At 61.4% G+C, this 23,589-nt stretch carries 29 protein-coding genes; 16 read left to right on the top strand and 13 right to left on the bottom strand.

The window, feature by feature from the left end; all coding sequences use genetic code 11:
• Position 1: 1 nt before the first annotated feature.
• Entirely contained in the window at positions 2-1,243 is a 1,242-nt protein-coding gene (locus N4R57_00825; protein UYV37699.1) for a urate hydroxylase PuuD, read from the bottom strand.
• A gap of 116 nt (positions 1,244-1,359) precedes the next feature.
• Here N4R57_00825 and N4R57_00820 point away from each other — a divergent pair, with 116 nt between their 5' ends.
• Both N4R57_00820 and N4R57_00815 read left to right on the top strand, forming a co-directional pair.
• A complete protein-coding gene (locus N4R57_00820; GenBank protein ID UYV37698.1) occupies positions 1,360-2,280 on the top strand; it encodes a LysR family transcriptional regulator in 921 nt (306 codons plus the stop codon).
• 63 nt (positions 2,281-2,343) lie between these two features.
• Positions 2,344-2,661: a hypothetical protein gene (locus tag N4R57_00815; GenBank protein ID UYV37697.1), complete on the top strand. Its 318-nt coding sequence runs from the start codon at positions 2,344-2,346 to the stop codon at positions 2,659-2,661.
• Here the strand turns inward: N4R57_00815 and uraH are convergent.
• Entirely contained in the window at positions 2,658-3,014 is a 357-nt protein-coding gene (gene uraH, locus N4R57_00810) for a hydroxyisourate hydrolase (GenBank protein UYV37696.1), read from the bottom strand. The two genes, N4R57_00815 and uraH, sit on opposite strands and share 4 nt — an antisense overlap.
• Positions 3,015-3,245: 231 nt before the next feature.
• On the opposite strand from uraH, the gene N4R57_00805 reads away from it, so the two are divergent.
• On the top strand, positions 3,246-4,076 hold the full coding sequence (locus tag N4R57_00805) for a FadR family transcriptional regulator (protein UYV37695.1): 831 nt from the start codon (positions 3,246-3,248) through the stop codon (positions 4,074-4,076).
• Positions 4,077-4,160: 84 nt separating this feature from the next.
• On the top strand, positions 4,161-4,700 hold the full coding sequence (locus tag N4R57_00800) for a GAF domain-containing protein (GenBank protein UYV37694.1): 540 nt from the start codon (positions 4,161-4,163) through the stop codon (positions 4,698-4,700).
• Positions 4,701-4,823: 123 nt separating this feature from the next.
• On the opposite strand, the gene N4R57_00795 is transcribed toward N4R57_00800, so the two are convergent.
• The 5 genes from N4R57_00795 to N4R57_00775 form a co-directional block, all read right to left on the bottom strand.
• The gene (locus tag N4R57_00795) at positions 4,824-5,384 is read right to left on the bottom strand and encodes a F0F1 ATP synthase subunit B (GenBank protein ID UYV37693.1); all 561 of its coding nucleotides are present in this window, start codon (positions 5,382-5,384) and stop codon (positions 4,824-4,826) included.
• A gap of 5 nt (positions 5,385-5,389) precedes the next feature.
• Entirely contained in the window at positions 5,390-5,941 is a 552-nt protein-coding gene (locus N4R57_00790; GenBank protein UYV37692.1) for a F0F1 ATP synthase subunit B', read from the bottom strand.
• An 83-nt stretch (positions 5,942-6,024) separates the two neighbouring features.
• The gene (locus N4R57_00785; GenBank protein UYV37691.1) at positions 6,025-6,261 is read right to left on the bottom strand and encodes a F0F1 ATP synthase subunit C; all 237 of its coding nucleotides are present in this window, start codon (positions 6,259-6,261) and stop codon (positions 6,025-6,027) included.
• Between the two features lie 90 nt (positions 6,262-6,351).
• Positions 6,352-7,134, bottom strand: a complete 783-nt coding sequence (locus N4R57_00780; protein UYV37690.1) for a F0F1 ATP synthase subunit A — start codon at positions 7,132-7,134, stop codon at positions 6,352-6,354.
• A 3-nt stretch (positions 7,135-7,137) separates the two neighbouring features.
• Positions 7,138-7,473: an AtpZ/AtpI family protein gene (locus N4R57_00775; protein ID UYV37689.1), complete on the bottom strand. Its 336-nt coding sequence runs from the start codon at positions 7,471-7,473 to the stop codon at positions 7,138-7,140.
• 229 nt (positions 7,474-7,702) lie between these two features.
• On the opposite strand from N4R57_00775, the gene N4R57_00770 reads away from it, so the two are divergent.
• Positions 7,703-8,038, top strand: coding sequence for a metalloregulator ArsR/SmtB family transcription factor (locus N4R57_00770; protein UYV37688.1), 336 nt, complete (start codon positions 7,703-7,705; stop codon positions 8,036-8,038).
• Positions 8,039-8,050: 12 nt separating this feature from the next.
• Here N4R57_00770 and N4R57_00765 read toward each other — a convergent pair whose 3' ends face one another.
• From N4R57_00765 to N4R57_00750, 4 genes are all read right to left on the bottom strand, one after another.
• On the bottom strand, positions 8,051-8,935 hold the full coding sequence (locus N4R57_00765; protein ID UYV37687.1) for a DMT family transporter: 885 nt from the start codon (positions 8,933-8,935) through the stop codon (positions 8,051-8,053).
• Positions 8,932-9,861, bottom strand: a complete 930-nt coding sequence (locus N4R57_00760; GenBank protein UYV37686.1) for a LysR family transcriptional regulator — start codon at positions 9,859-9,861, stop codon at positions 8,932-8,934. Before N4R57_00760 ends, N4R57_00765 begins: the two co-directional genes overlap by 4 nt.
• Before the next feature lie 68 nt (positions 9,862-9,929).
• Positions 9,930-10,727, bottom strand: a complete 798-nt coding sequence (locus N4R57_00755) for a hypothetical protein (GenBank protein ID UYV37685.1) — start codon at positions 10,725-10,727, stop codon at positions 9,930-9,932.
• Positions 10,724-11,257 carry a hypothetical protein gene (locus N4R57_00750; protein ID UYV37684.1) on the bottom strand — a complete coding sequence of 178 codons (534 nt, stop codon included), beginning with the start codon at positions 11,255-11,257 and terminating at the stop codon, positions 10,724-10,726. The genes N4R57_00755 and N4R57_00750 overlap by 4 nt, the downstream gene beginning before the upstream one ends.
• 136 nt (positions 11,258-11,393) lie before the next feature.
• Here N4R57_00750 and N4R57_00745 point away from each other — a divergent pair, with 136 nt between their 5' ends.
• From N4R57_00745 to N4R57_00700, 10 genes are all read left to right on the top strand, one after another.
• The gene (locus tag N4R57_00745) at positions 11,394-11,876 is read left to right on the top strand and encodes a hypothetical protein (protein UYV37683.1); all 483 of its coding nucleotides are present in this window, start codon (positions 11,394-11,396) and stop codon (positions 11,874-11,876) included.
• 320 nt (positions 11,877-12,196) lie between these two features.
• Positions 12,197-13,711, top strand: a complete 1,515-nt coding sequence (ffh, locus tag N4R57_00740; protein ID UYV37682.1) for a signal recognition particle protein — start codon at positions 12,197-12,199, stop codon at positions 13,709-13,711.
• A gap of 81 nt (positions 13,712-13,792) precedes the next feature.
• Entirely contained in the window at positions 13,793-14,233 is a 441-nt protein-coding gene (locus tag N4R57_00735) for a YeeE/YedE family protein (GenBank protein UYV37681.1), read from the top strand.
• Positions 14,233-14,652, top strand: a complete 420-nt coding sequence (locus N4R57_00730; GenBank protein UYV37680.1) for a hypothetical protein — start codon at positions 14,233-14,235, stop codon at positions 14,650-14,652. Before N4R57_00735 ends, N4R57_00730 begins: the two co-directional genes overlap by 1 nt.
• A complete protein-coding gene (locus tag N4R57_00725; GenBank protein ID UYV37679.1) occupies positions 14,649-15,197 on the top strand; it encodes a GNAT family N-acetyltransferase in 549 nt (182 codons plus the stop codon). The genes N4R57_00730 and N4R57_00725 overlap by 4 nt, the downstream gene beginning before the upstream one ends.
• Positions 15,197-15,802, top strand: a complete 606-nt coding sequence (locus tag N4R57_00720) for a GNAT family N-acetyltransferase (protein ID UYV37678.1) — start codon at positions 15,197-15,199, stop codon at positions 15,800-15,802. Before N4R57_00725 ends, N4R57_00720 begins: the two co-directional genes overlap by 1 nt.
• The gene (locus tag N4R57_00715) at positions 15,795-16,091 is read left to right on the top strand and encodes a chorismate mutase (protein UYV37677.1); all 297 of its coding nucleotides are present in this window, start codon (positions 15,795-15,797) and stop codon (positions 16,089-16,091) included. The genes N4R57_00720 and N4R57_00715 overlap by 8 nt, the downstream gene beginning before the upstream one ends.
• A 74-nt stretch (positions 16,092-16,165) precedes the next feature.
• Positions 16,166-16,573: a 30S ribosomal protein S16 gene (gene rpsP / locus N4R57_00710; protein ID UYV37676.1), complete on the top strand. Its 408-nt coding sequence runs from the start codon at positions 16,166-16,168 to the stop codon at positions 16,571-16,573.
• 246 nt (positions 16,574-16,819) lie between these two features.
• Entirely contained in the window at positions 16,820-17,323 is a 504-nt protein-coding gene (gene rimM, locus N4R57_00705) for a ribosome maturation factor RimM (GenBank protein ID UYV37675.1), read from the top strand.
• Between the two features lie 8 nt (positions 17,324-17,331).
• Positions 17,332-18,168, top strand: coding sequence for a hypothetical protein (locus N4R57_00700; protein UYV37674.1), 837 nt, complete (start codon positions 17,332-17,334; stop codon positions 18,166-18,168).
• A gap of 104 nt (positions 18,169-18,272) precedes the next feature.
• On the opposite strand, the gene N4R57_00695 is transcribed toward N4R57_00700, so the two are convergent.
• Positions 18,273-19,766, bottom strand: a complete 1,494-nt coding sequence (locus tag N4R57_00695) for an FMN-binding glutamate synthase family protein (GenBank protein ID UYV37673.1) — start codon at positions 19,764-19,766, stop codon at positions 18,273-18,275.
• A gap of 117 nt (positions 19,767-19,883) precedes the next feature.
• Here N4R57_00695 and N4R57_00690 point away from each other — a divergent pair, with 117 nt between their 5' ends.
• Positions 19,884-20,327: a DUF302 domain-containing protein gene (locus N4R57_00690; GenBank protein UYV37672.1), complete on the top strand. Its 444-nt coding sequence runs from the start codon at positions 19,884-19,886 to the stop codon at positions 20,325-20,327.
• A gap of 402 nt (positions 20,328-20,729) precedes the next feature.
• On the opposite strand, the gene clpB is transcribed toward N4R57_00690, so the two are convergent.
• The gene (gene clpB / locus N4R57_00685; GenBank protein ID UYV37671.1) at positions 20,730-23,345 is read right to left on the bottom strand and encodes an ATP-dependent chaperone ClpB; all 2,616 of its coding nucleotides are present in this window, start codon (positions 23,343-23,345) and stop codon (positions 20,730-20,732) included.
• Between the last annotated feature and the right edge of the window lie 244 nt (positions 23,346-23,589).

The raw sequence follows: 23,589 nt of genomic DNA, 5'->3' as shown, positions 1-23,589 counted from the left end.
CCTACTCCACACTCGCCATTTCGGCCCCTGTTGCCGCGCGATACCAGCGCACAATCGCCAGACGCTCGTCCGGCTCGATGTAACTCACGTTCGCGGGCGGCATCGCCACGCTCATCCCCGCCTGAAGGTAGATGTCTTTGGCATAGCGCGCCACCTGTGCCTCGGTTTCCAAAACAACCCCCTTGGGCGCATGCAGTATCCCGTCATAGCCCGGCTCCTCTGCATGACACATCGAACAGCGCCCGGCGACGATGTAATAGACACCCTCGAACCCCTCGGCCTCGGCGAATTTCACCGCACCCGGTCCCATCACCTCTTCCTCAGGCGCGGGCATATCCGGCCCCAAGGTCGACAACCACACAATCGCCGCGAACAACGCCGCCGTCGCGCCCCATGTCCACCACGGCTTGCCCTTGCGCGCATGCATCGAGTTGAAAAAATGCCGGATCGTCACGCCCATAAGGAACACCAACGCCGCGATAACCCAGTTCCACTTGGTCGCAAACGCCAGCGGATAGTGATTGCTCAGCATCAGGAAAATCACCGGCAACGTCAGATAGTTGTTATGGGTCGAGCGCAGCTTGGCAATCTTGCCATACTTCGGGTCCGGCTTGCGCCCCGCTTTCAGGTCCGCCACCACCACCCGCTGGTTCGGCATGATGATGAAAAACACATTCGCCGTCATGATCGTCGCCGTGAACGCGCCCAGATGCAACATCATCGCCCGCCCGGTGAATATCTGGTCATAGCCCCAGCCCATCACCACCAACAACGCGAACAACAACAGCATAAGCAGCGTCGGCTTTTCACCCAACCCGCTCTTGCACAGGAAATCATAGACCAGCCAGCCAATGGTCAGCGACGCCGCCGAAATCACGATCCCCTGCCACAGCGCCAACTCCGCCTTGCCCTGATCAATCAGGTAAAGCTCGCCCCCGGCCCAATAGACGATCATCAAAAGCGCCGCACCGGAAAGCCAGGTGGAATAGCTCTCCCATTTGAACCATGTCAGGTGCTCGGGCATCGCCTCCGGCGCGACAAGGTATTTGCGCACATGGTAAAACCCGCCGCCATGCACCTGCCATTCCTCGCCGTCTGCGCCGCGCAAATCACCCTCGCGGCGCAAACCCAAATCCAGCGCGATAAAGTAAAACGATGACCCAATCCACGCAATCGCCGTGATGACATGCACCCACCGCACCGCAAACCCGGCCCAGTCCCATAGGATCGCCGTTTCAAACATGCCGAACTCCCTTATTTCGTCCGTAAAACCCTAAAGGCTGACGCTTTACCCTTGAACCATTGGAAAAACCCGATCACTTTCAATTAATCCCTGAAAATGACAGGATCGCACGCGCCATGTCCTATATTGAGAATATCCGAACATTCGTGCGTGTCTATGAATTGGGCTCCATGTCCGCGGCGGCACGCGATCAACGGATCTCGCCCGCGGTGGCCTCTTCGCGGATTTCTCAGCTTGAGGAGCACCTCAACGCGCGGCTCTTCCAACGCACCACGCGCAAGCTCAACCCGACCGAACAGGGGCGCATTTTCTATGACGGGGCCACCCGCGTTCTTGATGCCGTGGCCGAGGCCGAAGCCGGTGTCGGCGCCGTCACCCGCGACCCGCGCGGCACAATCTACACCGCCGCGCCGCTTGGCTTGGGCCGGCGTGTCATCGCCCCCGCGCTGCCCGGTTTTAAATCCGAATTCCCGTTGATTAACATTCGCTTACGCCTGTCCGATCGCAAGCTCGACATCACCGGCGAAGGCTTTGACGTGATGTTCATGCTCGGCACGCCCGAAGACAGCTCCCTGCGCATCCGCAAGTTCGCCGATTGCCCCCGCCTGCTCTGCGCCGCGCCCTCCTACCTTTCCAATCGTGGCACCCCGACCAGCCCGGAACAGCTCACCGATGGCACCCATGATTGCCTCAACCTGCGCTTTCCCGGTGCGCGCGAATTTCAATGGCCGCTGCAAACCGGCGACGGGGTCCAACGCTTTGCCGTCACCGGCCCGTTTGAGAGCGATGACGGCGATGTGCTCACAAATTGGGCGCTCACGGGTCAGGGCATCATCCTCAAACCCACCTTCGAAGTGGCCGAGCATCTCGCCTCCGGCGCTCTCGTCCCCGTGCTGCCCGACACGCCGCCCATCCCGGTGCAGCTTGCCGCGCTCTATACCCATCGCCGTAAGCAAGACGCCAAAGTACGCCTGTTCCTCGACTACATCGGCCCCCGCATCGCCGCCGCGTTAAAGGCATCCGCGCAACCGTCCTGACACTATGCTGTCAGCAGCCCTCTGCTAGACCACGCCGATCATTAACCAAGAGACGGCGCAGCAATGCAATATGACCTCGACATGGCCTCTCCCCACCGTGCGCTCTTTATCAGCGCCCGGGCCTACCTTCTGTCCCACCCCGGCGTTGTTGAAACCCGCAAACCCCGGATCACCAGCTTTGCGCTTGGCAAACAGGCGCTCTGCCACCTGCGCACCATGCCCTACGGCATCGACCTCGGCTTTCTCCAAGGCGCCATGATGCAAGATGTGCCCGCCCGCCTCACCGGCACTGGCAAGCGCTTGCGCGTCCTGTCGTTACAGACCTTCGATCGCGATTTGGTTGCCTATTACGTCAAACAGGCCCTCACCCTCGCCGGTTAGCTGCCGCGATAGGTCGAATACCCATATGCCGACAACAACAGCGGCACGTGATAATGCGACTCCGCCTCGCGCATGCCGAACCGGATCGGCACTTCGTCAAGAAACAGCGGTGCGTCCCCCGCCTGCCCGCTCTTGCGCAGGTACGCCCCGGCGTAAAAGACCAACTCATAGGTTCCCACCTTGAACGCCTCCTGCGGCAGGATCGGCGCATCGGTGCGGCCATCCGCGTTGGTCACTGTCTCGGCCAAAACCTTCCGCCCGCCGTCGGTCAGATCATAAAGCACAATCTTGATGCCCTCTGCCGGACAGCCCCGCGCCGTGTCCAATACATGCGTTGTCAAATATCCCGCCATGCCATGCCTCCTATGCTTGGCCCCACTCTGCCCGCATTTCTGCCCCGACCCAAGCCTCCAGACAGCCGATCACTTTCAAACCGGACCTGAAAATCGCGCCTGTTTTCTTTCTCGGCAAAAATACGCGTTTCACCATTGGCCTCGCGCGCGCAAATGTCCAACACCCTTGCGCACCCTTGAAGCGCCCCGCCTCTGGTCATATCATCTTACCAATTCAGCAAAGGGCGCAACATGCCGTTTCAACCGATCCACCCGGAAAAACTCTCAACCACTGTCGTGCGTCAGATCGAACTGCTGATTCTGCGCGGCATTCTCCACGCCGGAGAGCGCCTCCCCTCCGAACGCGAGCTCAGCGAAAAGCTCGGCGTCTCCCGCCCGTCCCTGCGCGAAGCCATTGCCGAGCTTCAGGCCTCCGGCCTGCTGACCTCGCGGGCCGGGTCGGGCATCTTTGTGGCTGATGTGCTTGGCTCGGCCTTCTCGCCCGCCCTCGTGCGCCTGTTCAGCGAACATACCGAGGCCGCCGCCGACTACCTCAGCTTTCGACGCGACATGGAAGGCCTCGCCGCCGAGCGGGCCGCCCGCTATGGCTCCGATCTCGACCTGCAGGTGATCGACACAGCCTGCCAGCAGATGGTCGCCGCCCACGCCGCCACGCCCCCCAATGCCGAAAAAGAAGCCGCGCTCGACACCGCCTTTCACCTCGCGATCATCGACGCGTCTCACAACGTGGTCATGCTGCATATGATGCGCTCAATGTATGACCTGCTCAGCGGCGGCGTGTTCTATAACCGCGCTCAGATGTTCCTCGAACCATCCGGGCGCGCCGACCTGCTCGACCAGCACAAGGCGATCAACGCCGCCATTCAACTGCGCGACGGCATCGGCGCCCGCGCCGCCGTTGAAACCCACCTCGACTACGTCGGCGCCGCCCTCGCCGCTCAGCGCAAGGCCGAGCAGAACGACATGATCGCCCGCCAGCAATCGACCACGCCGGGCCCGGCCCTCAAACAACCCGCTGACCGGACGGCCTCGGGCTTGCCCGCAACCACGCTATCTCGTTGAGAATACGTGAAGAAAATGTGAATTTACGATTTCTAAAGAGCTTTCGGGGCATCGTGTCAAAACCGCTGTCTTACGGAGCTTTAAATGACAATCGATGTTACCTTTCCCTCCGAGCAACAACTCGGTTCCTCGCCCAATTTGTTTGACATCGGAATTGTCGACGGGTGCGAAACCGAAGCTTATGATCGGTTCACACGCCTGACCACCCTCACAATCGACGTGCCGATCTCGCTCATCTCGATCGTGCAGGAGGAAAAGGACCGCCAGTTTTTTACCAGTCAGATCGGCCTTCCCGCGGTTTGGGCCGAGAAACGTCAAATCCCGCTCAGCCATTCTTTCTGCCGGTTGGTCAAACGTGACAATTGCCCGCTGATCGTCGAAGACGCCTCGGATGACACCCGCGTACGCGAGAATCTTGCAATCCCCGATCTGGGCGTGCGCGCCTATCTCGGCGTGCCGATCCATGACGCCCTCAACGACCCCATCGGCGCACTCTGTGCGGTCCAAAGCTCCCCGCGCAGTTGGACACCGGCGGACATTGAAATTCTGCTCAGCTATGCCGCCTGCGTCGATGAACAAACCCGGCTGCAAACCGCGTTATTGGTCCACACCATGTCTTGTTAACGGCCCGCCACCGCAATCCCGCGTCCAAAAAGAACCAGAGCATCCCAAATGAAAACCCCGGAACCGTTTCCGGTCCGGGGCGCTTCTTTTCATTGTACCGGGTCAAGCCCCCACCGTCTGCAATCAATGCAGCTTGGTTTGTACATCCGCGATGGCGTCGTCGATCAGCTTGTTGCCGTTCGCCGCGGTCATCTGCTTGGCGATCACGTCCTTCGCCGCAGCAATCGCGACGTTAACCGCCTGATCGCGAACTTCCTTCACAGCAGCAGCTTCGGCGCTGGCGATCTGATCCTCTGCCGCGGCCAACCGGCGCGCAATCGAGGTCTTCAGATCTTCCTTGGCCTGCTCCGCCGCAAGACGCGCTTCTTCTTTGGCGTGGGCCACGATCCGCTCGGATTGCGCCGCCACTTCCTTTTGCTTGCGCTCATAGGACGCCAGAACGCTCTGGGCCTCTTCACGCAGCTTACGCGCCTCGTTCAACTCGTCCTGAATGCCTTCGGCACGCTTGTCCAACAAGCCACCGATCATGCCGGGCACCTTGAAATAGACCAGCACAGCAAGGAACACGATGAACGCGATCAGAACCACGAAATCCGTGTTGGCCAGCGAGACAAACGCCCCGCCACCAGCAGCAAACGCCGGGCTTGCCGTCAAAAGGGCGATGAGTGTTGCTATGCTCCGCATGTCTCTTACCCCTTCATTCTGGCCGTGACGGCCGATGTGATCGTCTTGGCATCGGCTTTGCCGCCCATCGCCGCAACGATGTCTTTGGCTGCGTCTTTGGCCACGACTTTAACCGCGTCCAATGCACCGGCACGGATCTCTTCGATCACCTTGCCGCTTTCCGCCGCCTTGGCCGCAATCTGAGCGTCCGCCTTGGCGATTTCCGTATCCAGATCAGCCTGCATCTCGGCCTTGGCTTCCCCGACGATACGGTTTGCTTCCGCCCGCGCGTCTGCCAATGCCTTGTTATAGGCGTCTTCAGCGTCCAGAGCCTTCTGCTTCAGGTCTTCTGCCGCTGCAATATCATTGGTGATCGTGCCCTGACGCTCTGCCAACACCGACGCAATCCGCGGCAGTGCTACGCGCGACAAGATGAAGAAGATCACCACAAGCGCGACGACCAGCCAGAAAATCTGGTTGCCCATCCATTCGCCGCAAAGCTGCGGCATACCGATCGCGCCGCCTACCTCGTTAAGGCAGGCACTGGTCACTTCGGCCCCATTTGTTTGGGTTGCCATGTCGTCGTCCTCCTCGAACCGGGATTACATCGGGTGGACCGTCTATTTACGGCCCACCCGAGCGTAAGGATGGTCCGTAAGGTTTAGACGGCGAACATCAGCAGAAGCGCGACGAGGAACGAGAAGATCCCCAGAGCTTCCGCAAACGCGATGCCGATGAACATGGTCGCGGTTTGGCCACCAGCAGCCGACGGGTTACGCAGAGCGCCCGACAGGAAGTTGCCAACAACATTGCCCACACCGACAGCTGCGCCACCCATACCGATGGATGCCAGGCCTGCGCCGATGAATTGACCCATTTGTGCGATATCGCCTTCCATTTGATTTCTCCTTACGTTGGAATTGCGTTCATTTCAGTCGTTTCGGGGGTGCGCCAACCGGCGCACCGTCGTTTGGTTCGCTCCGACCCCTTAGTGGCTCGGATGCAGCGCGTCCTTCAGGTAAACGCACGTCAGAATGGTAAAGACATAGGCCTGAATAAAGGCCACCAGCACCTCAAGCGCATAGATCGCCGAGATCGCAAGGATCGCGAAAGGCGAGATCGCCAGCAGCGCGGCAAAGGCCGCAAACACTTTGATCACGGCGTGGCCGGCCATCATGTTGCCCGCAAGCCGGATCGAATGGCTGACCGGGCGCACGAAGTAAGAGATCACCTCGATCAGAGCCAGAATGGGGCGCAACACCAGCGGCGCGCTCGACACCCAGAAGAGACCGAGGAAGCCAACACCGTTTTTCACAAACCCGATGATCGTCACAGCGAGGAAAACAGCAACCGCCATAACCGCGGTCACGGCAATATGGCTGGTCGTGGTAAAGGCCATCGGCAACAACCCGAGGAAGTTGGCAAAGACAATGAACAGGAACAGCGTCATGATATACGGGAAGTATTTCAGACCATCCTTGCCGGTCACGTCCTCAACCATCTTATAGATAAAGCCATAGGCCAGCTCAGCCACCGACTGCGAGCGCGACGGCACGATGGCGCGGCGCGACGTGCCAACCACCAGCATCAGGAAAATCGCCACAATCGTCAGCGCCATCCAAAGCGTCACGTTGGTCACGGTAAACAACCCAACCGGGCCGTCACCGAACAGCGGCTTCACGATGAACTGGTCCAGCGGATGAAAAACCAACCCCGAGCCACCTTCGGCACCATGGGCTGCGGCTTCTGTGCTGTGCGTATCGGTTGCCACGGTCTAAACCCCTTCGTTTTCGTCTTCGTGCGGGCTTTCGCCCAATTCTTTCGCCTGAAACTCCTGCGCGGTTCGCATCATGACGCGGACACCGGCAATAAAGCCCAGCAATGTAAACACCACGAGGAAGATCGGGAGCGTCCCGAACAGGCTATCCAGCCCGTACCCCATGCCAAAACCGATCAGAACACCGGCCACCATCTCGATCACCATCCGCCACCCCTGCTGGGCCTTGGAATAGTGCTCGTCCTGATGGCGGGTTACGTCCTCTGCCTTTTTGGCTGCCGCGATCTTCTCTTCAAGCTGCTTTAGACGCTCTTCGGGACCGGGCTCGGACATGGGTTTCCCCCCACCTGACGATTGCGCCTTTGCTATGTGGGGCGGGGTGCAGAGTCAAGCACGCAGACTCGCGGCCCCCTTCCAGCGCAAGCAATTGTTTTTAATCGCATATTCACCAAACCAAAAACACCAGAACGCCGCACCACACCCGCTGTTAGCGCCAACGCCGTCGCATTGGTATATTCAACCAAAAGGTTGACGATTTTCTGTGATGCGCGCAAATGGGCGCATGAGCGACACGCTAGATGCCACTTTTGCCGCGCTGGCCGATCCCACGCGCCGGGCGATCCTGACCATGCTTCTCGAAGATGACATGGCGGTCACCGACGTGGCCGACCCGTTTGAGATGAGCCTCGCCGCGATTTCCAAACACCTCGGCATCCTCACCCGCGCCGGGTTGATTTCGCAGGAAAAGCGCGGGCGCGTGAAATGGTGCAAGCTCGAACCCGACGCCATGCGCGACGCCTCGGTCTGGATGCAGGGCTTTGGCCAATTCGAGCCGGTCAACCTCGACGCATTCGAGCGGTTCCTGGCGAACGAGCTGGACGAGGGCGACACCGCCTGACGCTCTGCGCTCTCAGTGCTCCTCATCCTTGAGCAGGATCAACAGCGCCACCACCGTCACCGCCACCCCGACCAGCACCAGCCCCGGCGGCACCGCATGGCCCAGCGCGAATTCCCACACGATCACCCACGACGGCGTAAGATACGTATAGGCCATCACCTTGGCCGACGGCAGGCGCAGCGTCGCAAATTGCAGCAACACAAAGGTCATCGCGCTGGCAAACACCGCGATATAAACCAATGTGATCCACACGATCCCCGGCAAAGCCGCCCAATCGGTGGCGCGAATATCGCTCCAGCCATAGGCGGTCACGACAATTCCCCCCGCGACCAGCATGCCAAAGGTGAACACCACCGGCGCTTCTCCCCGGTTCAGCAAGCGCACCAATGGCGTATAGAACGCATGCGCGATGCAGCCGACAAAGTAGATCGCCTCGCCCCGCCCGATCTCGAACGCCCGCAACGCCGCCCAGTCACCGCGAAAAATCACCCAGATCGCGCCCAGCGCCCCAAGGCTCAAGGCCAGCGCCATGCGCGGCGTGGTGACTTGGCGCAATAATACATAGCCGACCGCCGCCGTGATCAGCGGCGTCAGCGTGAACACCGCCGCCGCCGACACCGCCGGCGCGGTCTTGAGCCCTTCGAACATCAGCACGAAATAGGCCGCAAAGGTGCCGCCAAGCACGAAATACCGCCACGGTGCGCGCGCCGCCTCGCGCGGCAAGCCGGTTGTGGCCAAGGCCGCCGCGCCCACCAGCACCGCCGCCAGCAAGAACCGCGGCGCGTTCAACGCTGCGGGCGCAATATGCGGCGCCGCCATCGCCCCAAGCGAGAATGACCCGGCCACCAGTGCCGAAAATGCCAGCATCGCCAGATGTCCACTCTGCGACGGCGTCATTCTTTTACATCCCGCGTCTCGGCCTGCTGCCCGTCTGGCACCGCCGCAAATGTCCCGTCCTGCATCCGGGCCTTCAGAAACCGCAGCAGCGCCTGCACCTTGGCGGTGCGGTGCAAGTCCATATGCGTGACCAGCCAGAGCGGCACACCCCACTCCTGAAGCGGCGGCATGACCTCGTGCAATTTACCAAACCGCGCCGCCTCGCTGCGCGGCAGAAACCCAATCCCGGCCCCCGCGAAAACGGCCTGTTCATGGGCGCGGTGATCATCCGTGCGGAACGACATCCGCACCTCAGGCAACTCCCGCCGCAGCCACTCAAAAAACGGCGCGCGCGAGTCCAAATTGTCCGGCCCGATAAACGTATGCGCCTTCAGATCGTCTAGCCCCTTGGGCGTGCCATGGCGCGCCAGATAGTCGGGGCTGGCATACATTCCCACCTCCATCCGCATCAGCCGCTGAACCACGTTGTCCGGCTCCCCCGGCGCTTCGGCGCTGGCGCGCACGGCAACATGCGCTTCGCCGTATTCCAGCCGGAACAACCGGTCACCCGATAACAATCGCACGACAAGCGCGGGATGCGCGCATTGAAACTCCGCCAACGCACGCGCCAAAACCGGCGTCACCTCGGCCAATGCCGTGACCAACAATTCGCCCGAAACATCCTCGCCCCGGCCCTTGATCCGCCCGGCCAACTGGGCGAACTGGTCATCCGTGGTGCGTGCCACACGCAACAGATCCTCGCCCGCTTCGGTCGGCGTGTACCCCCGCGCATGACGCTGGAACAGCTTCACGCCCAGCCGCCCTTCCAAGGCGTCGATATGGCGGATCACTGTGGCATGATGCACGCCCAGCACCGTCGCCGCACCGCTCACCGTGCCCGCCTCGGCCACGTGATAGGCGGTTCTGATCTCGTCCCAATTGTCCATCGGCTGCGCGTCTCCTCACAGAATTGCGCCAATCATCGCTTATCTGTTCGGATTTGCAATATAGAGGATCACTCCTCGGGCGCGTCCCGTTTCAAAAGCGATTTCACCTTGCCCAGCGCGCCTTTGACCTTGCCCTGCTTTCCTTCGCCCTGCGTGGCGCTCCCCGGCTCCGGGGCGGCCTCCGGGGCGGCCGCCTTGCCAGCCACCGCCTTCGCCCCGTCCTTCAGAAACCCAGACAGCACCACATCCCAAAACGCATCAAGATCGCCACTGCGCAGCGCCGAAACCTCGCCCTCGTCCAGCATCAGGCGATAGTGGAAATCCGCATCGCCGCCCTTGGCTTTCACAACCCCCGCCAGCGCCGCGCCAAGCAGCTTCTGGGTCGCCCCCGCCCCCTTGGGCACCTTGACCGCCATACCAGCCATCGTCACGCGCCAGTCCATCTCGATCCGCTCGTCGCTCAAATCCCAGCTGTCGGTAACGGCCACATCCACGCGCCCGCCTTCCAGCCATGTCAGCGGCGCGCGCGGCAGGATTTGGCGCAGCTTGTCGGCCTCGACATCGCGCATCCGCCAAAGCGTCTCGCGCCCGCGTTCCGATGTCTTGCGCGTTGCCACCTCAATAGACTGGCCCGCGATCTCGGCGCTCATATTCGAGCGGAACAGCAGATCAAACAGCGCCAGCGAACTGCGCAGCGGGGCCACTTCGGCCATCTTGATGGTCACGGGATAGGCCGGCTTTCCCTCCGGCCTGATCTCCAGCGCCACATCGCTCACGCTCAGCTCATTGATGCGAAACGCGCGCTTTTTCGTCTTCGGTTTCGGTTTATCCTTATCCGGCGCAGGCAGGCTCACATAACCGCTCACCCCCGCGCCGCGCCCAATTCGATCTCGGGCGCTCCGCTCAGCAGGCTCAGCAAAACAACATCCGCCTTGGCCCAATCAGCGCGAATATCAAAGCCCACGCGCGCGCCGCCCTCGCGCTTCGCCGTAACACCGGAAAGCGCCACGCGCCCCATCAAAAGGTTGCCCTCCGCCGCCTCGAACGTCACCACCGCTCCGGTGCGCGCCGCGGCCTTATCCATCACAAACCGCAATATCGGCTCCATGAACAAGAGCGAGGCAAGCACACCAACAAGCGCCAGCGCGCCCAAGCTCCCGGCGACCCAATGCAACAGCTTGCGCGGGATCAACGGCTTGCGCGGTTTTGCGGGCTCTGCGGGCTCCCCGATATTTTGCCGCTTGTTTCGCCGCCGTTCTGCCCAGAGCGCGAACACCCCGCCGAACGCCGCCCCCAAAAGCTCGATCACCGCGCCCAGCAACGCCCCGGCCAGCGCGAAAACCGGCATAAGGCAGGCAATCAGGATTTCACCGAAAATGATAACCAGCGCTTCCATGCCGTACCCTTTCACACCAGAACACCAACAGTTTAGCGCGGACGCCACGCCCCGCAACCGGACATTGCCCCTCGACAGACAGTGCAGAACGCCTATCCTGCGCGCATTCCCGCAAATCAATTGTCAAAGAATGCCCATGAAAGTCACCCGAAACACCCCCGAACAGCTTGTCATCGACCATGTGCCGTGGCTCTTCGGCATTATCCTGTCGGTCTGTTTCCTGCTGTTCCTCGGCATCGGCCTTGCCGCGCTGTTTTCGGCCCAAGACTGGGGCATGGTCGGTTTCGGCCTGATGTTTGGCGTGCTCGGTGGCGGTTTGTGGTTCCTGATGATCGTGCTGTTCGTCAAACGGTTGCAATTCATCTTTGACCGCTCGCGCGACTTGATCGTCATTCGCCGCCGCTCGATCCTCAGCCACAAGGAAGAAACCCACGGCCTCGCCGGCCTGCAGCGCGCGGTGCTTGAATCCACGCGCTCGGACAATGGCAGCACGCTCCACCGCCCGACGCTGGTGTTTTCCGGTGGCAAATACGAACCGCTGCACAGCTACTACACCAACGGCCGCGGCCCGCGAACCGTCGCCAATGCGGTCAACGACTGGCTTGGCGTCAAAGACTAGGGGCGAAACCCAACCGGGCCAATCGGGCCAAACCGGCCAATCGGGCCAAACGGCAAGCGGCCCAAACCGCAAGCAGGGTTGACTCTGCGCGCCCCGCGCCCTAAATCCACCCGCAACACTCCGGGAGTATTCTTTACGCTTCCGGTCCCTTGGGCTTTTGCCCGGGATCGCCCCCCGTCAGCGCGTCGCGCCCACGGGGGCATTTGTCGTTTGGAAAATCGCGCAGAAAATTGCGCGAAAAACCGGACAAAAACTGGACTGTCGCCGCCGCGCCCCCACATGGGTTTGGCATAGGATCAACAAGGTCAAAGGAGACCGCGATGTTTGAAAATCTGTCCGAGCGCCTCGGCGGCGTCTTTGACCGCCTCACCAAACAGGGCGCGCTCTCCGAGGATGACGTCAAAACCGCCCTCCGCGAAGTCCGCGTGGCTTTGCTTGAGGCCGACGTATCCCTGCCCGTCGCCCGCGACTTCGTCAAAAAGGTTCAGGACAAGGCCACCGGCCACGCCGTCACCAAATCCGTCACACCGGGTCAGCAGGTCGTCAAAATCGTGCATGACGCGCTGGTCGACACGCTCACCGGCGAAGAAGACCCCGGCAAGCTCAAGATCGACAATCCCCCGGCCCCGATCCTCATGGTCGGCCTGCAAGGTGGCGGTAAAACCACCACCACGGGCAAGCTCGCCAAACGTCTGAAAGAGCGTGAGGGCAAGAAAGTCCTCATGGCCTCGCTCGACATCTATCGCCCCGCCGCGATGGATCAGCTCGCCATCCTCGGCACCCAGATCGGCGTCGACACCCTGCCAATCGTTCCGGGCCAGAAACCCGTCGACATCGCCAAACGCGCCAAGCAACAGGCGGCAATGGGCGGGTATGACGTCTATATGCTCGACACCGCCGGCCGCCTGCAGATCGACGAAACCCTCATGGACGAGGTCGAACAGGTCTCGGCCGCCGTCAACCCGCGCGAAACGCTTCTGGTGGTCGATGGCCTCACCGGTCAGGTCGCCGTCGAAGTGGCCGAGGAATTCGACGCCAAGATCGGCATCTCCGGCGTTGTGCTGACACGGATGGACGGCGACGGGCGCGGCGGTGCCGCCCTCTCGATGCGTGCCGTCACCGGCAAACCCATCCGCTTTGTCGGCTTGGGCGAAAAGATGGACGCGCTCGAAACCTTCGAGCCGGACCGCATCGCCGGCCGTATCCTCGGCATGGGCGACATCGTCTCGCTGGTTGAAAAAGCTCAGGAAACGATCGAGGCCGAACAGGCCGAACGCATGATGAAACGGTTCCAAAAGGGCCGCTTCAACATGAACGATCTCAAGATGCAGCTGGAACAGATGCTCAAAATGGGCGGCATGGAAGGCGTCATGGGGATGATGCCCGGCATGGGCAAAATGGCCAAACAGGTCGAACAGGCCGGCTTTGACGACAAAATCCTCAAACAACAGATCGCCCTGATCCAGTCGATGACCAAAGTCGAACGTGCCAATCCGCAAATCCTTCAGGCCTCGCGCAAGAAGCGGATCGCCAAAGGTGCAGGGCTTGATGTCTCCGACCTCAATAAACTTCTCAAGATGCAGCGCCAGATGGGCGACATGATGAAGAAGATGGGCAAAATGGGCAAAGGCGGCATGCTGAAACAAGCCATGAAAGGCATGTTCGGCGGCAAAGGCGCTGGCCCCTCGCCCGAAGACATGGCCGCAGGCATGGACCCCAAGGCGCTTGAACAAGCGGCCAAGGCCATGGGCAAACCCGGCGGCCTCCCCGGCTTGGGCGGTGCCGGCGGCATGCCCCTGCCCCCCGGCCTCTCCGGCTTCGGGAAGAAAAAGTAACTTGATGCTTCATCTGACCCCAAATATCCCCGCCGGAGGCTCCCGCACTCTGCATCTTCGCCCAACGCTTGAGGTGGGCGCATGATCTTCGGCGTGATCCCTTCTGACTGGCTCTATGGCCTGCTCGGCGGCCTGATGATCGGCACCGCCGGGGCGATCCTGTTGCTGGTCAATGGCCGCATCATGGGGATCAGCGGCATCTTCGGCAGCATCGTCGACCGCACCGCAGGCGCCAAACTGGCCGAAAACGCAGCGCTCGTCGCCGGGCTTGTCGCCTTCCCGGCGATCTTTGCCGCCACCGGCGCGGCGCCCGCCACCGGCATCACCGGCAACTGGCTGGTGATCGTGCTTGGCGGTCTGCTCGTCGGCGTCGGCACGCGCATGGCCAATGGCTGCACCTCCGGCCATGGCGTCTGTGGCATCTCGCGGTTTTCGCCGCGCGGTATTGTGGCGACGCTGGTCTATATCGGGGCCGGGGCTGTGGCCCTCTACCTGACCCGCCATGTGATGGGGGTGGTCTGATGCGCCTCCTCGTTTCCTTCCTTGCCGGTGGGCTCTTTGGCCTCGGCCTCATGGTGTCCGGCATGACCGACACAACCAAGGTGCAAGGCTGGCTTGACCTGTTCGGCGCGTGGGGCCCCACGCTCGCCTTTGTCATGGGCGGGGCGATCCTGCCGATGATGGGCGCATGGGCGCTCACCCGTCACCGCCGCAACGCCGTGCTCGGCGCGCCTTTCCCACCGAAATCCACCCTCGGCATCGACCGCCCGATCCTGATCGGCTCGGTGCTGTTCGGCTTCGGCTGGGCGCTCGTCGGCCTCTGCCCCGGTCCGGCCATCGCATCGCTCAGCTACGGTGGCGCCCAAGGCCTCGCCTTCCTCGCCGCGATGAGCATCGGCATGATCGGTTTCGGCCTCTGGCGTCAGGGGCGCGGCCAATGACCAGCGTCACGATCCCCACGCTCGAAACCGAGCGCCTCATCCTACGCGAGAACCGCGAAAGCGATTTCGCCGCCGAGGCCGCGTTTTTTGAAACCGACGCCTCGCGCTTTGTCGGCGGCCCCCGCAAACCGCACCAGACATGGCGCGGCCTCGCCATGATGGCCGGTCACTGGCAACTGCGCGGCTACGGTTTCTGGGGCGTCGAGGATAAAGCCACCGGAACCTATCTCGGTCGGGTCGGCCTGTGGTTCCCCCACGGCTGGAAAGAGCGTGAAATCGGCTGGACCCTGATGCCCGCCGCCACCGGCAAGGGCTACGCCACCGAAGCCGCGCTCGCCGCCCGCTCTTACGCCTATGACGTGCTCGGCTGGGACACCGCGATTTCGCAAATCGACCCGGCGAACGAGGCATCCAAAAAGGTCGCCATCCGTCTCGGCGCAACCTTCGAAACCACCCATGACGACCCTGAATACGGTCCGATCGACGTCTGGCGCCACTTGGCCCCGGCTGACATCGTGAACGGCGGCATGGAGGCCTACGCCTGATGCACACCGCTCACATCCCCACGCTGGAAACCACCCGCCTCGTCATGCGCGGCCCCGAAGCCGACGATTACCCCGACTTCAAAGCCACGTTCAGCTCCTATCGCTCGCGTTTCATGGGCGGGCCGCTCAATGCCTACGAAGCATGGATGCTCTACGCCGCCGAAATCGGCCATTGGAACATTCGCGGCTATGGCATGTGGATGATCCATCACAAGGACACCAACGAAACCCTCGGCATGGCCGGCGGCTGGATGCCCGCGAAATGGCCCGAACGTGAAATCGCATGGATCATCTGGCCCGACAAAGCCGGCAAAGGCTACGCCCTAGAAGCCGCCCACGCCGCCCGCCGTTACCTCTATGGCGAAATGGGCTGGGACAGCGCAGTCAGCTATCTCGACCCGAAAAACCTCGACAGCATCCGCCTCGCCGAACGGCTTGGCGCGGTGAAAGACCCCCAAGCCTCAACCATCGACGGCTCTGATGCGGTCTATCGCCATCCCGCACCCGCCGCGCTGTCTGACTCGCAATTGGAACACGGGATCGAAATGGAAATCGCCCATTACGCCGACCCGCTCTTCAAACCGAAAGGATGGGCCATTGACTGATCCCGTATCCCTCGCCGCCGAGCTTCTGAAAGAGCACCGCGCCTCGATCGACCGCCTCGACGCCATTCTCGTCTATACTCTGGGCGAGCGGTTCAAACACACCAAGGCCGTGGGGAAACTCAAGGCCGAACACGACCTTCCCCCGTCCGATCCCTCCCGCGAAGCGGATCAGATCGCACGGTTAGAAGATTTGGCAATCCGGGCCGACCTCGACCCGGAATTCGCCAAGAAGTTTCTCAACTTCATCATCGCTGAAGTCATTCAGCACCATAAGCAACACCAAACCTAACCTAACTCAATCTAACCAACGTAGGGTGCGTGCGCGCACGCCCCTTCCTCAAAGACACTCAGGAGACCTAAACCATGTCTATGAAAATCCGGCTCGCCCGCGGCGGTTCCAAAAAACGTCCCTTCTATCGCATCGTTGCGGCTGACAGCCGTATGCCCCGCGATGGCCGCTTCATCGAAAAACTCGGCACCTACAACCCGCTCCTCCCCAAAGACAGCGAAGAGCGCGTCAAAATGGATATGGAGCGCGTGAAATACTGGCTCGGCCAAGGCGCTCAAACCACAGACCGCGTGTCGCGCTTCCTCGAAGCCGCCGGCGTTCTCGACAAGAAAGAACGCGCCAACCTGAAAAAAGGTGAGCCGGGCGCCAAAGCCAAAGAGCGTGAAGAAGAAAAAGCCGCCAAAGTCGCCGCCGCTGCCGAAGCCGCTGCTGCCCCAGCGGAAGAAGCGCCTGCCGAAGACGCAGCCGCAGCAGAAGAGTAAACCCGGCACCCCGGTTTGCGCATGGGCCACCACGTGGCCCGTGCCTCAAACCGGCCCCGGAAACGCTCGCGACATGGCACCGCAACCGACGGCCACGTCGCCCATATCTCGCGGACGAGGCGCTGCTCACGCAGCGCCTCTCTGCATTTCCAAGCACCGCAGGCGGATCACGCCCCAAGCACACAGTTGAAACAAACCGGCGGCAATGCTACCTCGCAAAGCGGTATCAACACGGAAAGACAGCATATGAGTGACCTGATCTGTGTCGGCGCCATCGCAGGGGCCTTCGGCGTCAAAGGCGAGCTGCGCCTCAAAAGCTTCACCGCCGAACCCGACGCGCTGGCCGATTACAGCCCGCTTAGCACCGAAGACAACAGCCGCAGCTTCGACATCACCCTCGACCGCCCCGTCAAAGGCGGTTTCGCCGCCCGCATCAAAGGCGTCGACACCAAGGAACAGGCCGACGCGCTGCGCGGCACCCGCCTCTATGCGCGCCGCGATCAATTGCCCTCCCTGCCGGATGATGAATTCTACCACGCCGACCTGATCGGCCTCGTGGTGTTTGACACCGGTGGCGCTGAATTGGGCCGCGTCAAATCCGTGCTCAACCACGGCGCGGGCGACCTGCTGGAAATCCACGGGTCCGGCCTCAAATCCACGGCACTTCTGCCCTTCACGCGCGACGCTGTGCCAACGGTTGACCTCGCCTCTGGCCGGATCATCGCCGATCCGCCCGATGGCGTATTCTGAGTCCGGGCATGGGCTTTTCCACCCACCCGATCCTGATCCATGCCGGCTTTCATAAAACCGGCACCACCACGATCCAGAAAACCCTGCGCAGCAACCGCGCCGCTCTGCGCCCGCACGCAATCCTTGCCTTACGACGCGACCTCGAACCCCTGCTGCACGCCGCCCGCGCCTACTCCGCCTACGGCGACCCGCTCAGCCTCGCCAAATTCACCATGCGCGCCGAAACCTTTGTCGCCGCCCTGCCGGGGCTCAAAAAACGCGGGCTTATCCTCTCCTCGGAAGAGCTCAGCGGCCATCTCCCCGGTCGCGGCGGCATCCCCGATTACCGCGCCGCACCGGTGCTCATGGGCGAACTCGCCGCCGCCTTCCAGCGCCGCTATGACACGCCCGACCTCACCTTTGTCTTCACCACCCGCGACTCCGGCAGCTGGCTCACCAGCGCCTATTGGGAACAGGTGAAATCCTCTAATCAAAGCCTTTCGCTCGCCCACTACCGCGCAAAATTCGCCGCCGCCGCCAATTTCGATACCGTCCTCGATACCATCGCCAACACCATCACACCCGCGCGCCTGCACCACTACGCGCTAGAAGAAACCACCACCGCCCAACTCGGCCCGGCGACCCCGCTGCTGCAACACTTGCGCCTCCCCGATAGCACCCTCGCCGCGCTCACCGCGACCAAACCCGCCAACACCCGCCTGCCCAACGATGCTCTGGAAACGCTGCTCGCCCTCAACCGCGCCCACGCCGAAGACAGCGATGCCCGCATCGCCGCCAAACGCGCCTTCCTTGAGCAGTTCCACGCCGCCAAAGAAAACGACCAACCGCCCCCTTCATCTGACTGAAAATATCCCGGGGGGTTTGGGGGGCTGGCCCCCCATTTTCCTACCCGTGCTGCGGGGCGGCCAGCCCGTACCCAATCCGATAGGCCCGCCCCAAGCGCGCCGCCTTAAACGCCCGCCAAACCGTCCTTGCTCGGAAACAACTTGTTCATCGGACGCGAGCGCCCATCGGCCTGAACCACACGCACATGCCGCCGCCGCATCATCCTCGGCTCGGCCACGCCTACGGAATGGGCGATGGTCTCAACCTCCTTGATGACACCTTTGGCATATTGCGCCACGCGGGCATATTTCTCCTCAACAACCAATCCACGCTGCAATCTGGCATCATGGGTGGTGATTCCGGTGGGGCATGTGTTGCGATTGCACTTCAACGCCTGAATACAGCCGAGCGAAAACATGAACCCCCGCGCCGAGGTGACAAAATCAGCGCCCGTGCATATCGCCCAAGCCACATCACCGGGATTGACCAGCTTGCCACTGGCCACAATGCGTATCCGCTCCTTCAACCCGTGCTTGTCCCGCAGATCAACCATCCGCGGCAGCGCCTCTCGAATGGGCATGCCCACAAGATCCATCAATGGCATCGGCGCCGCCCCTGTGCCGCCCTCGCCTCCGTCAACCGTGATGAAATCCGGCGCGCTCTCCGGCCCCCGCGCGATGATTTCCTCGAAAAACGCCTCCCAAGGATCGGAGGAGCCCAGCACAGTCTTGATCCCCACAGGCCGCCCGGTGATGTCGCGAATATGCGCGATCATATCAAGCAAATCACCCCAGTCATCGACCTCCGCATGGCGGTTGGGCGAAATCGACGGCTTGCCCGCCTCGATCCCCCGGATCAACGCAATCTCTTCCGTCACCTTTTCAGCAGGCAAAATGCCGCCCTTGCCGGGCTTGGCCCCCTGCGCCAGCTTCAACTCGAACATCTTGACGTGTACGTTTTCGGCCACCTCGCGCAGCTTGTCATCACTCAAAGCGCCAAAGGTATTGCGCACACCGTATTTGGCCGTGCCGATCTGAAACACCACGTCACACCCACCCTCAAGGTGAAACGGGCTCATCCCGCCCTCACCGGTGTTCAGCCAAATACCCGCCTTCGCCGCCCCCCGGCTCAGCGCCCGCACCGCCGGACGGCTGAGCGCGCCATAACTCATGCCGGAAATGTTAAAGAACGACTTCGCCTCATAAGGCAGCGCCGCCCCCGCCCCGATCACCATCGGCTGCGTCTCGGCCGTCTGGTCCTCCAACGGCGGAAAGGCCGCGTTCATAAAAATCGGCGTGCCCGGCACGCCCAAATTCCGGGTCGACCCAAACGCCACCGTATTGCTTTCGCCCTCGGCCGCACGTTCAACCCAATCCCTCTGGGCGCGATTAAACGGCATCTCCTCGCGGTCCATCGCAAAGAAATACTGGCGGAAAAACTCGCCCAGCGATGAAAACAAATGCCGAAACCGCCCGATCACCGGATAATTGCGCCGAATGGCATCCTTGCGTTGCGCGCGGTCGATAAGGAACAACGCCAAAACAACCAAAACCGCAACGCCCAGAACCAACACAAACAACGTGACAAGCACATTCAGCGCATTCACCGCAAACCCCATAGGACATTCCTTTTTTGATATACATCATTGCCTGACCGGCCCGCGCAGCCCACTCTGCGTCTTAACCCCTTGCGGAGCAAGTCCTCACAAGGGCACAAACCACGAGGGAGGACCACCATGAAACACCTACTGCTCGCCATCATCACCGCCACCTTCGCCAGCGCCGCGACGGCGGAAGGGATCATCTCCTACTCCACCACCAAAGACAGCTTCGATGATGTTGTCTTCGGCCTCGAAAACGCGATCATCGACGCCGGGCTGGTCATCGACAGCGTCTCGCACACCGGTGAAATGCTGGAACGCACCAAGGGCGATGTCGGCTCAACCGTGACGATCTTTGAAAAGGCCGATGTCTATTCCTTCTGCTCCGCCGCGATTTCCCGCCGCGTGATGGAAGCCGACCCGATGAACGTCGTATTTTGCCCCTATGACATCTTCGTCATCCAACTTCCCAAAAGCGACACGGTGACCATCGGCTTTCGCACCTACCCCGACGGTCCGATGAAAGAGGTGGAAGCCCTGCTCGACACGATCGCAAAAGCCGCTATCGGCAAGGAATAATAAAAAGGGTTTGCGCCGCCTGACGGCGTCGCCGGGGGGGGCTCGCTTCGCTCGGCCCCCCTAAAGAAGCACGCACGCGCCACATCTCTGACTGAAGTAGGTTGGGCGAGGGTTGGGGTTTGAACAGTCGACCCAAGAACGAAACGTGCGCTCTTCAAAGCGCCAAACCCTTCATCTTGCCAAAAATACTCATTCCCGGACGTGAGCACACCACCACACCTCACTGCAGTCCAGAAGCCCCCGCCAACCCGCCGGGGTGGGCCAGCGCAACGCTCCCCCTAAACACCATTTTGCAGGGTGGGAGGCGGGTTAGCGGGGGCGGGTTGGCCCAAACGGGCCGCAAAACGCAAAAAACCGCCCAGAGCTTCCTCCGGGCGGTTTTCTTTACATCTCAAGCCTTGATCAGTGGACCACGGCGTCGTCTGGCGGCGTGCGGGTCGAGGTGCCGACACGGTCGCCAATGATCAAGCCATCGGCCCCCGCTGTCACCTCTATCGCGCTGCCATCGAGGATGTCGCCTGCCAACAGGGCCTCGGCCAGCGGGTCTTGCAAGGCGCGCTGGATCACCCGCTTCAACGGGCGGGCACCAAAGACCGGGTCGTAGCCCTCATCCGCCAGCCATGTCTTGGCCGCCGCATCCAGATCAAGCGTGATCTTGCGACCGGCCAACCGCTTGGCCAAACGTGCCAACTGGATCTCGACGATGCCATCCATATCCGCGCGACTCAGCCGGTCAAAGATGATCGTCTCGTCAAGCCGGTTCAGGAACTCAGGCCGGAAATGCGCGCGCACGGCATCCATCACGTCGCGCCGCGCATCGCTGGCATCGGCCCCTTCCGGCAGCTGGCTCAACGCCTGCGCCCCAAGGTTCGACGTCAGGATAATCAGCGTCTGCTTGAAATCCACTGTCCGGCCCTGACCATCGGTCAAAACGCCATCATCCAGCACCTGCAACAGCACGTTAAACACATCCGGGTGCGCCTTTTCGACCTCGTCAAACAGCACCACCTGATAGGGTCTGCGCCGTACCGCTTCGGTCAACACGCCGCCTTCGTCATAGCCGACATAACCCGGAGGCGCCCCGATCAAACGCGCAACCGAATGCTTCTCCATGAACTCGCTCATGTCGATCCGCACCATCGCGCCGTCATCGTCGAACAGGAACTCGGCCACAGCCTTGGTCAGCTCGGTTTTACCAACCCCCGTCGGCCCCAGAAACAGGAACGAACCCAACGGCCGGTTCTCGTCGTTCAAGCCGGCCCGCGCCCGGCGCACCGCATTGGCCACCGCCGTCACAGCAGAATTCTGACCGATCACACGCGCATGCAGGTTGCCCTCCATTCCCAACAGCTTCTCGCGCTCACCTTCCAGCATCTTGCCGGCCGGAATCCCGGTCCACCGTTCAACCACGCTCGCAATCTGATCCGGGCGCACCGCCTCTTCGACCATCATGTCGTTTTCGGCGGCCTCGGCTTCAGAGAGCTGCTTTTCCAGCCCCGGAATGACGCCATAGGACAGCTCCCCCGCCTTGGCGAGGTTGCCTTCACGCTTGGCAATATCCAACTCGGCGCGCGCCCGGTCCAACTGCTCTTTCAAATCACGCGCCGAGGCCAGCTTGTCACGTTCACCCTGCCATTGCGCCGTCATCTCGGCGGATTTCTCCTGCAAGTCAGCCAGCTCTTTTTGAAGCGTTTCAAGCCGGTCTTTGCTGGCCTGATCGTCCTCCAGCTTGAGCGCCTCAACCTCGATCTGCATCTGCAGGATGCTGCGGTCCAATTGATCGAGCGCCTCTGGCTTGCTGTCCACTTCCATCCGCAAACGCGACGCGGCCTCATCCATCAAATCAATCGCCTTGTCCGGCAAAAACCGGTCGGTGATATAACGATGTGAAAGCGTCGCCGCCGCGACCAAAGCGCTGTCAGAAATCCGAACCCCGTGGTGAAGCTCGTATTTTTCCTTGATACCGCGCAGGATCGAAATGGTGTCTTCAACGGTCGGCTCTTCCACCACAACGGGCTGGAATCGCCGCGCCAATGCCGCGTCTTTTTCGACGTATTTGCGATATTCATCCAACGTCGTCGCGCCGATACAATGCAGCTCACCCCGCGCCAAAGCAGGCTTGATCAGGTTCGCCGCATCCATCGCGCCATCGCTTTTGCCCGCGCCAACAAGCGTGTGCATTTCGTCGATGAACAGGATGATCTCACCGGCCGCTTCCGTGACTTCGGTCAGAACCGCTTTCAGCCGCTCCTCGAATTCGCCACGATACTTCGCCCCGGCGATCAACGCGCCCATATCCAAAGCCAGCAACGCCTTGTTGCGCAGCGATTCCGGCACGTCGCCATTCACAATGCGAAGCGCCATGCCCTCGGCAATCGCGGTTTTACCCACGCCCGGCTCACCGATCAGAACGGGGTTGTTCTTGGTCCGACGCGACAGAACCTGCATCGAGCGGCGAATTTCCTCGTCGCGGCCAATAATGGGGTCAATCTTGCCCTCGCGCGCCGCTTCGGTCAGGTCACGCGCGTATTTTTTGAGCGCATCATAGCCTTCCTCGGCACTCGCCGAGTCGGCGGTGCGGCCCTTGCGGATATCGTTGATCGCGCCGTTCAAGGCCTGCGCATTCACAGCCCCCGCTTCAAGCGCCTCACGGGCGCGGGACTTCACCAGCGCCAGCGCCATCAAAAGCCGCTCAACGGGGACAAAACTATCGCCCGCCTTCTTGGCGATCTTCTCGGCCTCGGCAATCACCTTGGCCGTGGCGCTGTCCATGTAAATCTGTCCGGCATCGCCACTGACTTTGGCAATCTTGCCCAACGCAAGATCAACCGCTTCAACCACGCGCTCAGGCGCGCCGCCCGATGCTTTGATCAGGTTGCTCGCAAGCCCCTGCTCATCATCCATCAATGCCTTCAAAAGGTGTTCAGGAAGCAGGCGCTGGTGATCCTCGCGCATTGCAATTGTCTGGGCCGCCTGAATGAAACCGCGCGACCGCTCGGTGAAGTTCTCCAAGTTCATGTGCTCTCTCCTTTTACAAGCCTTCCCATGATGCGCACCCTAATCATAGGCATGCGGCTGTCGGGAACCTCACTCCATAAAATGGGGCGGCGAAACCCGGCTTTCAAGACGCCTTGTGCGGATTTCCGCACAGAAATCGCATGCCCTATTCCGCCTGCCTTTACCCTGACCCCACGCCGACTCACGTTTTTGTGATCCCCTATTGGGAACGGAATCACGCCTTCCCACGTTTAATCCACATGAG

The organism is Rhodobacteraceae bacterium D3-12 (assembly GCA_025916135.1).
Classification (GTDB): domain Bacteria; phylum Pseudomonadota; class Alphaproteobacteria; order Rhodobacterales; family Rhodobacteraceae; genus JAKGBX01.
The sequence above is the reverse complement of the archived record's forward strand: the minus strand, read 5'-3'. Positions and strand labels throughout refer to the sequence as shown.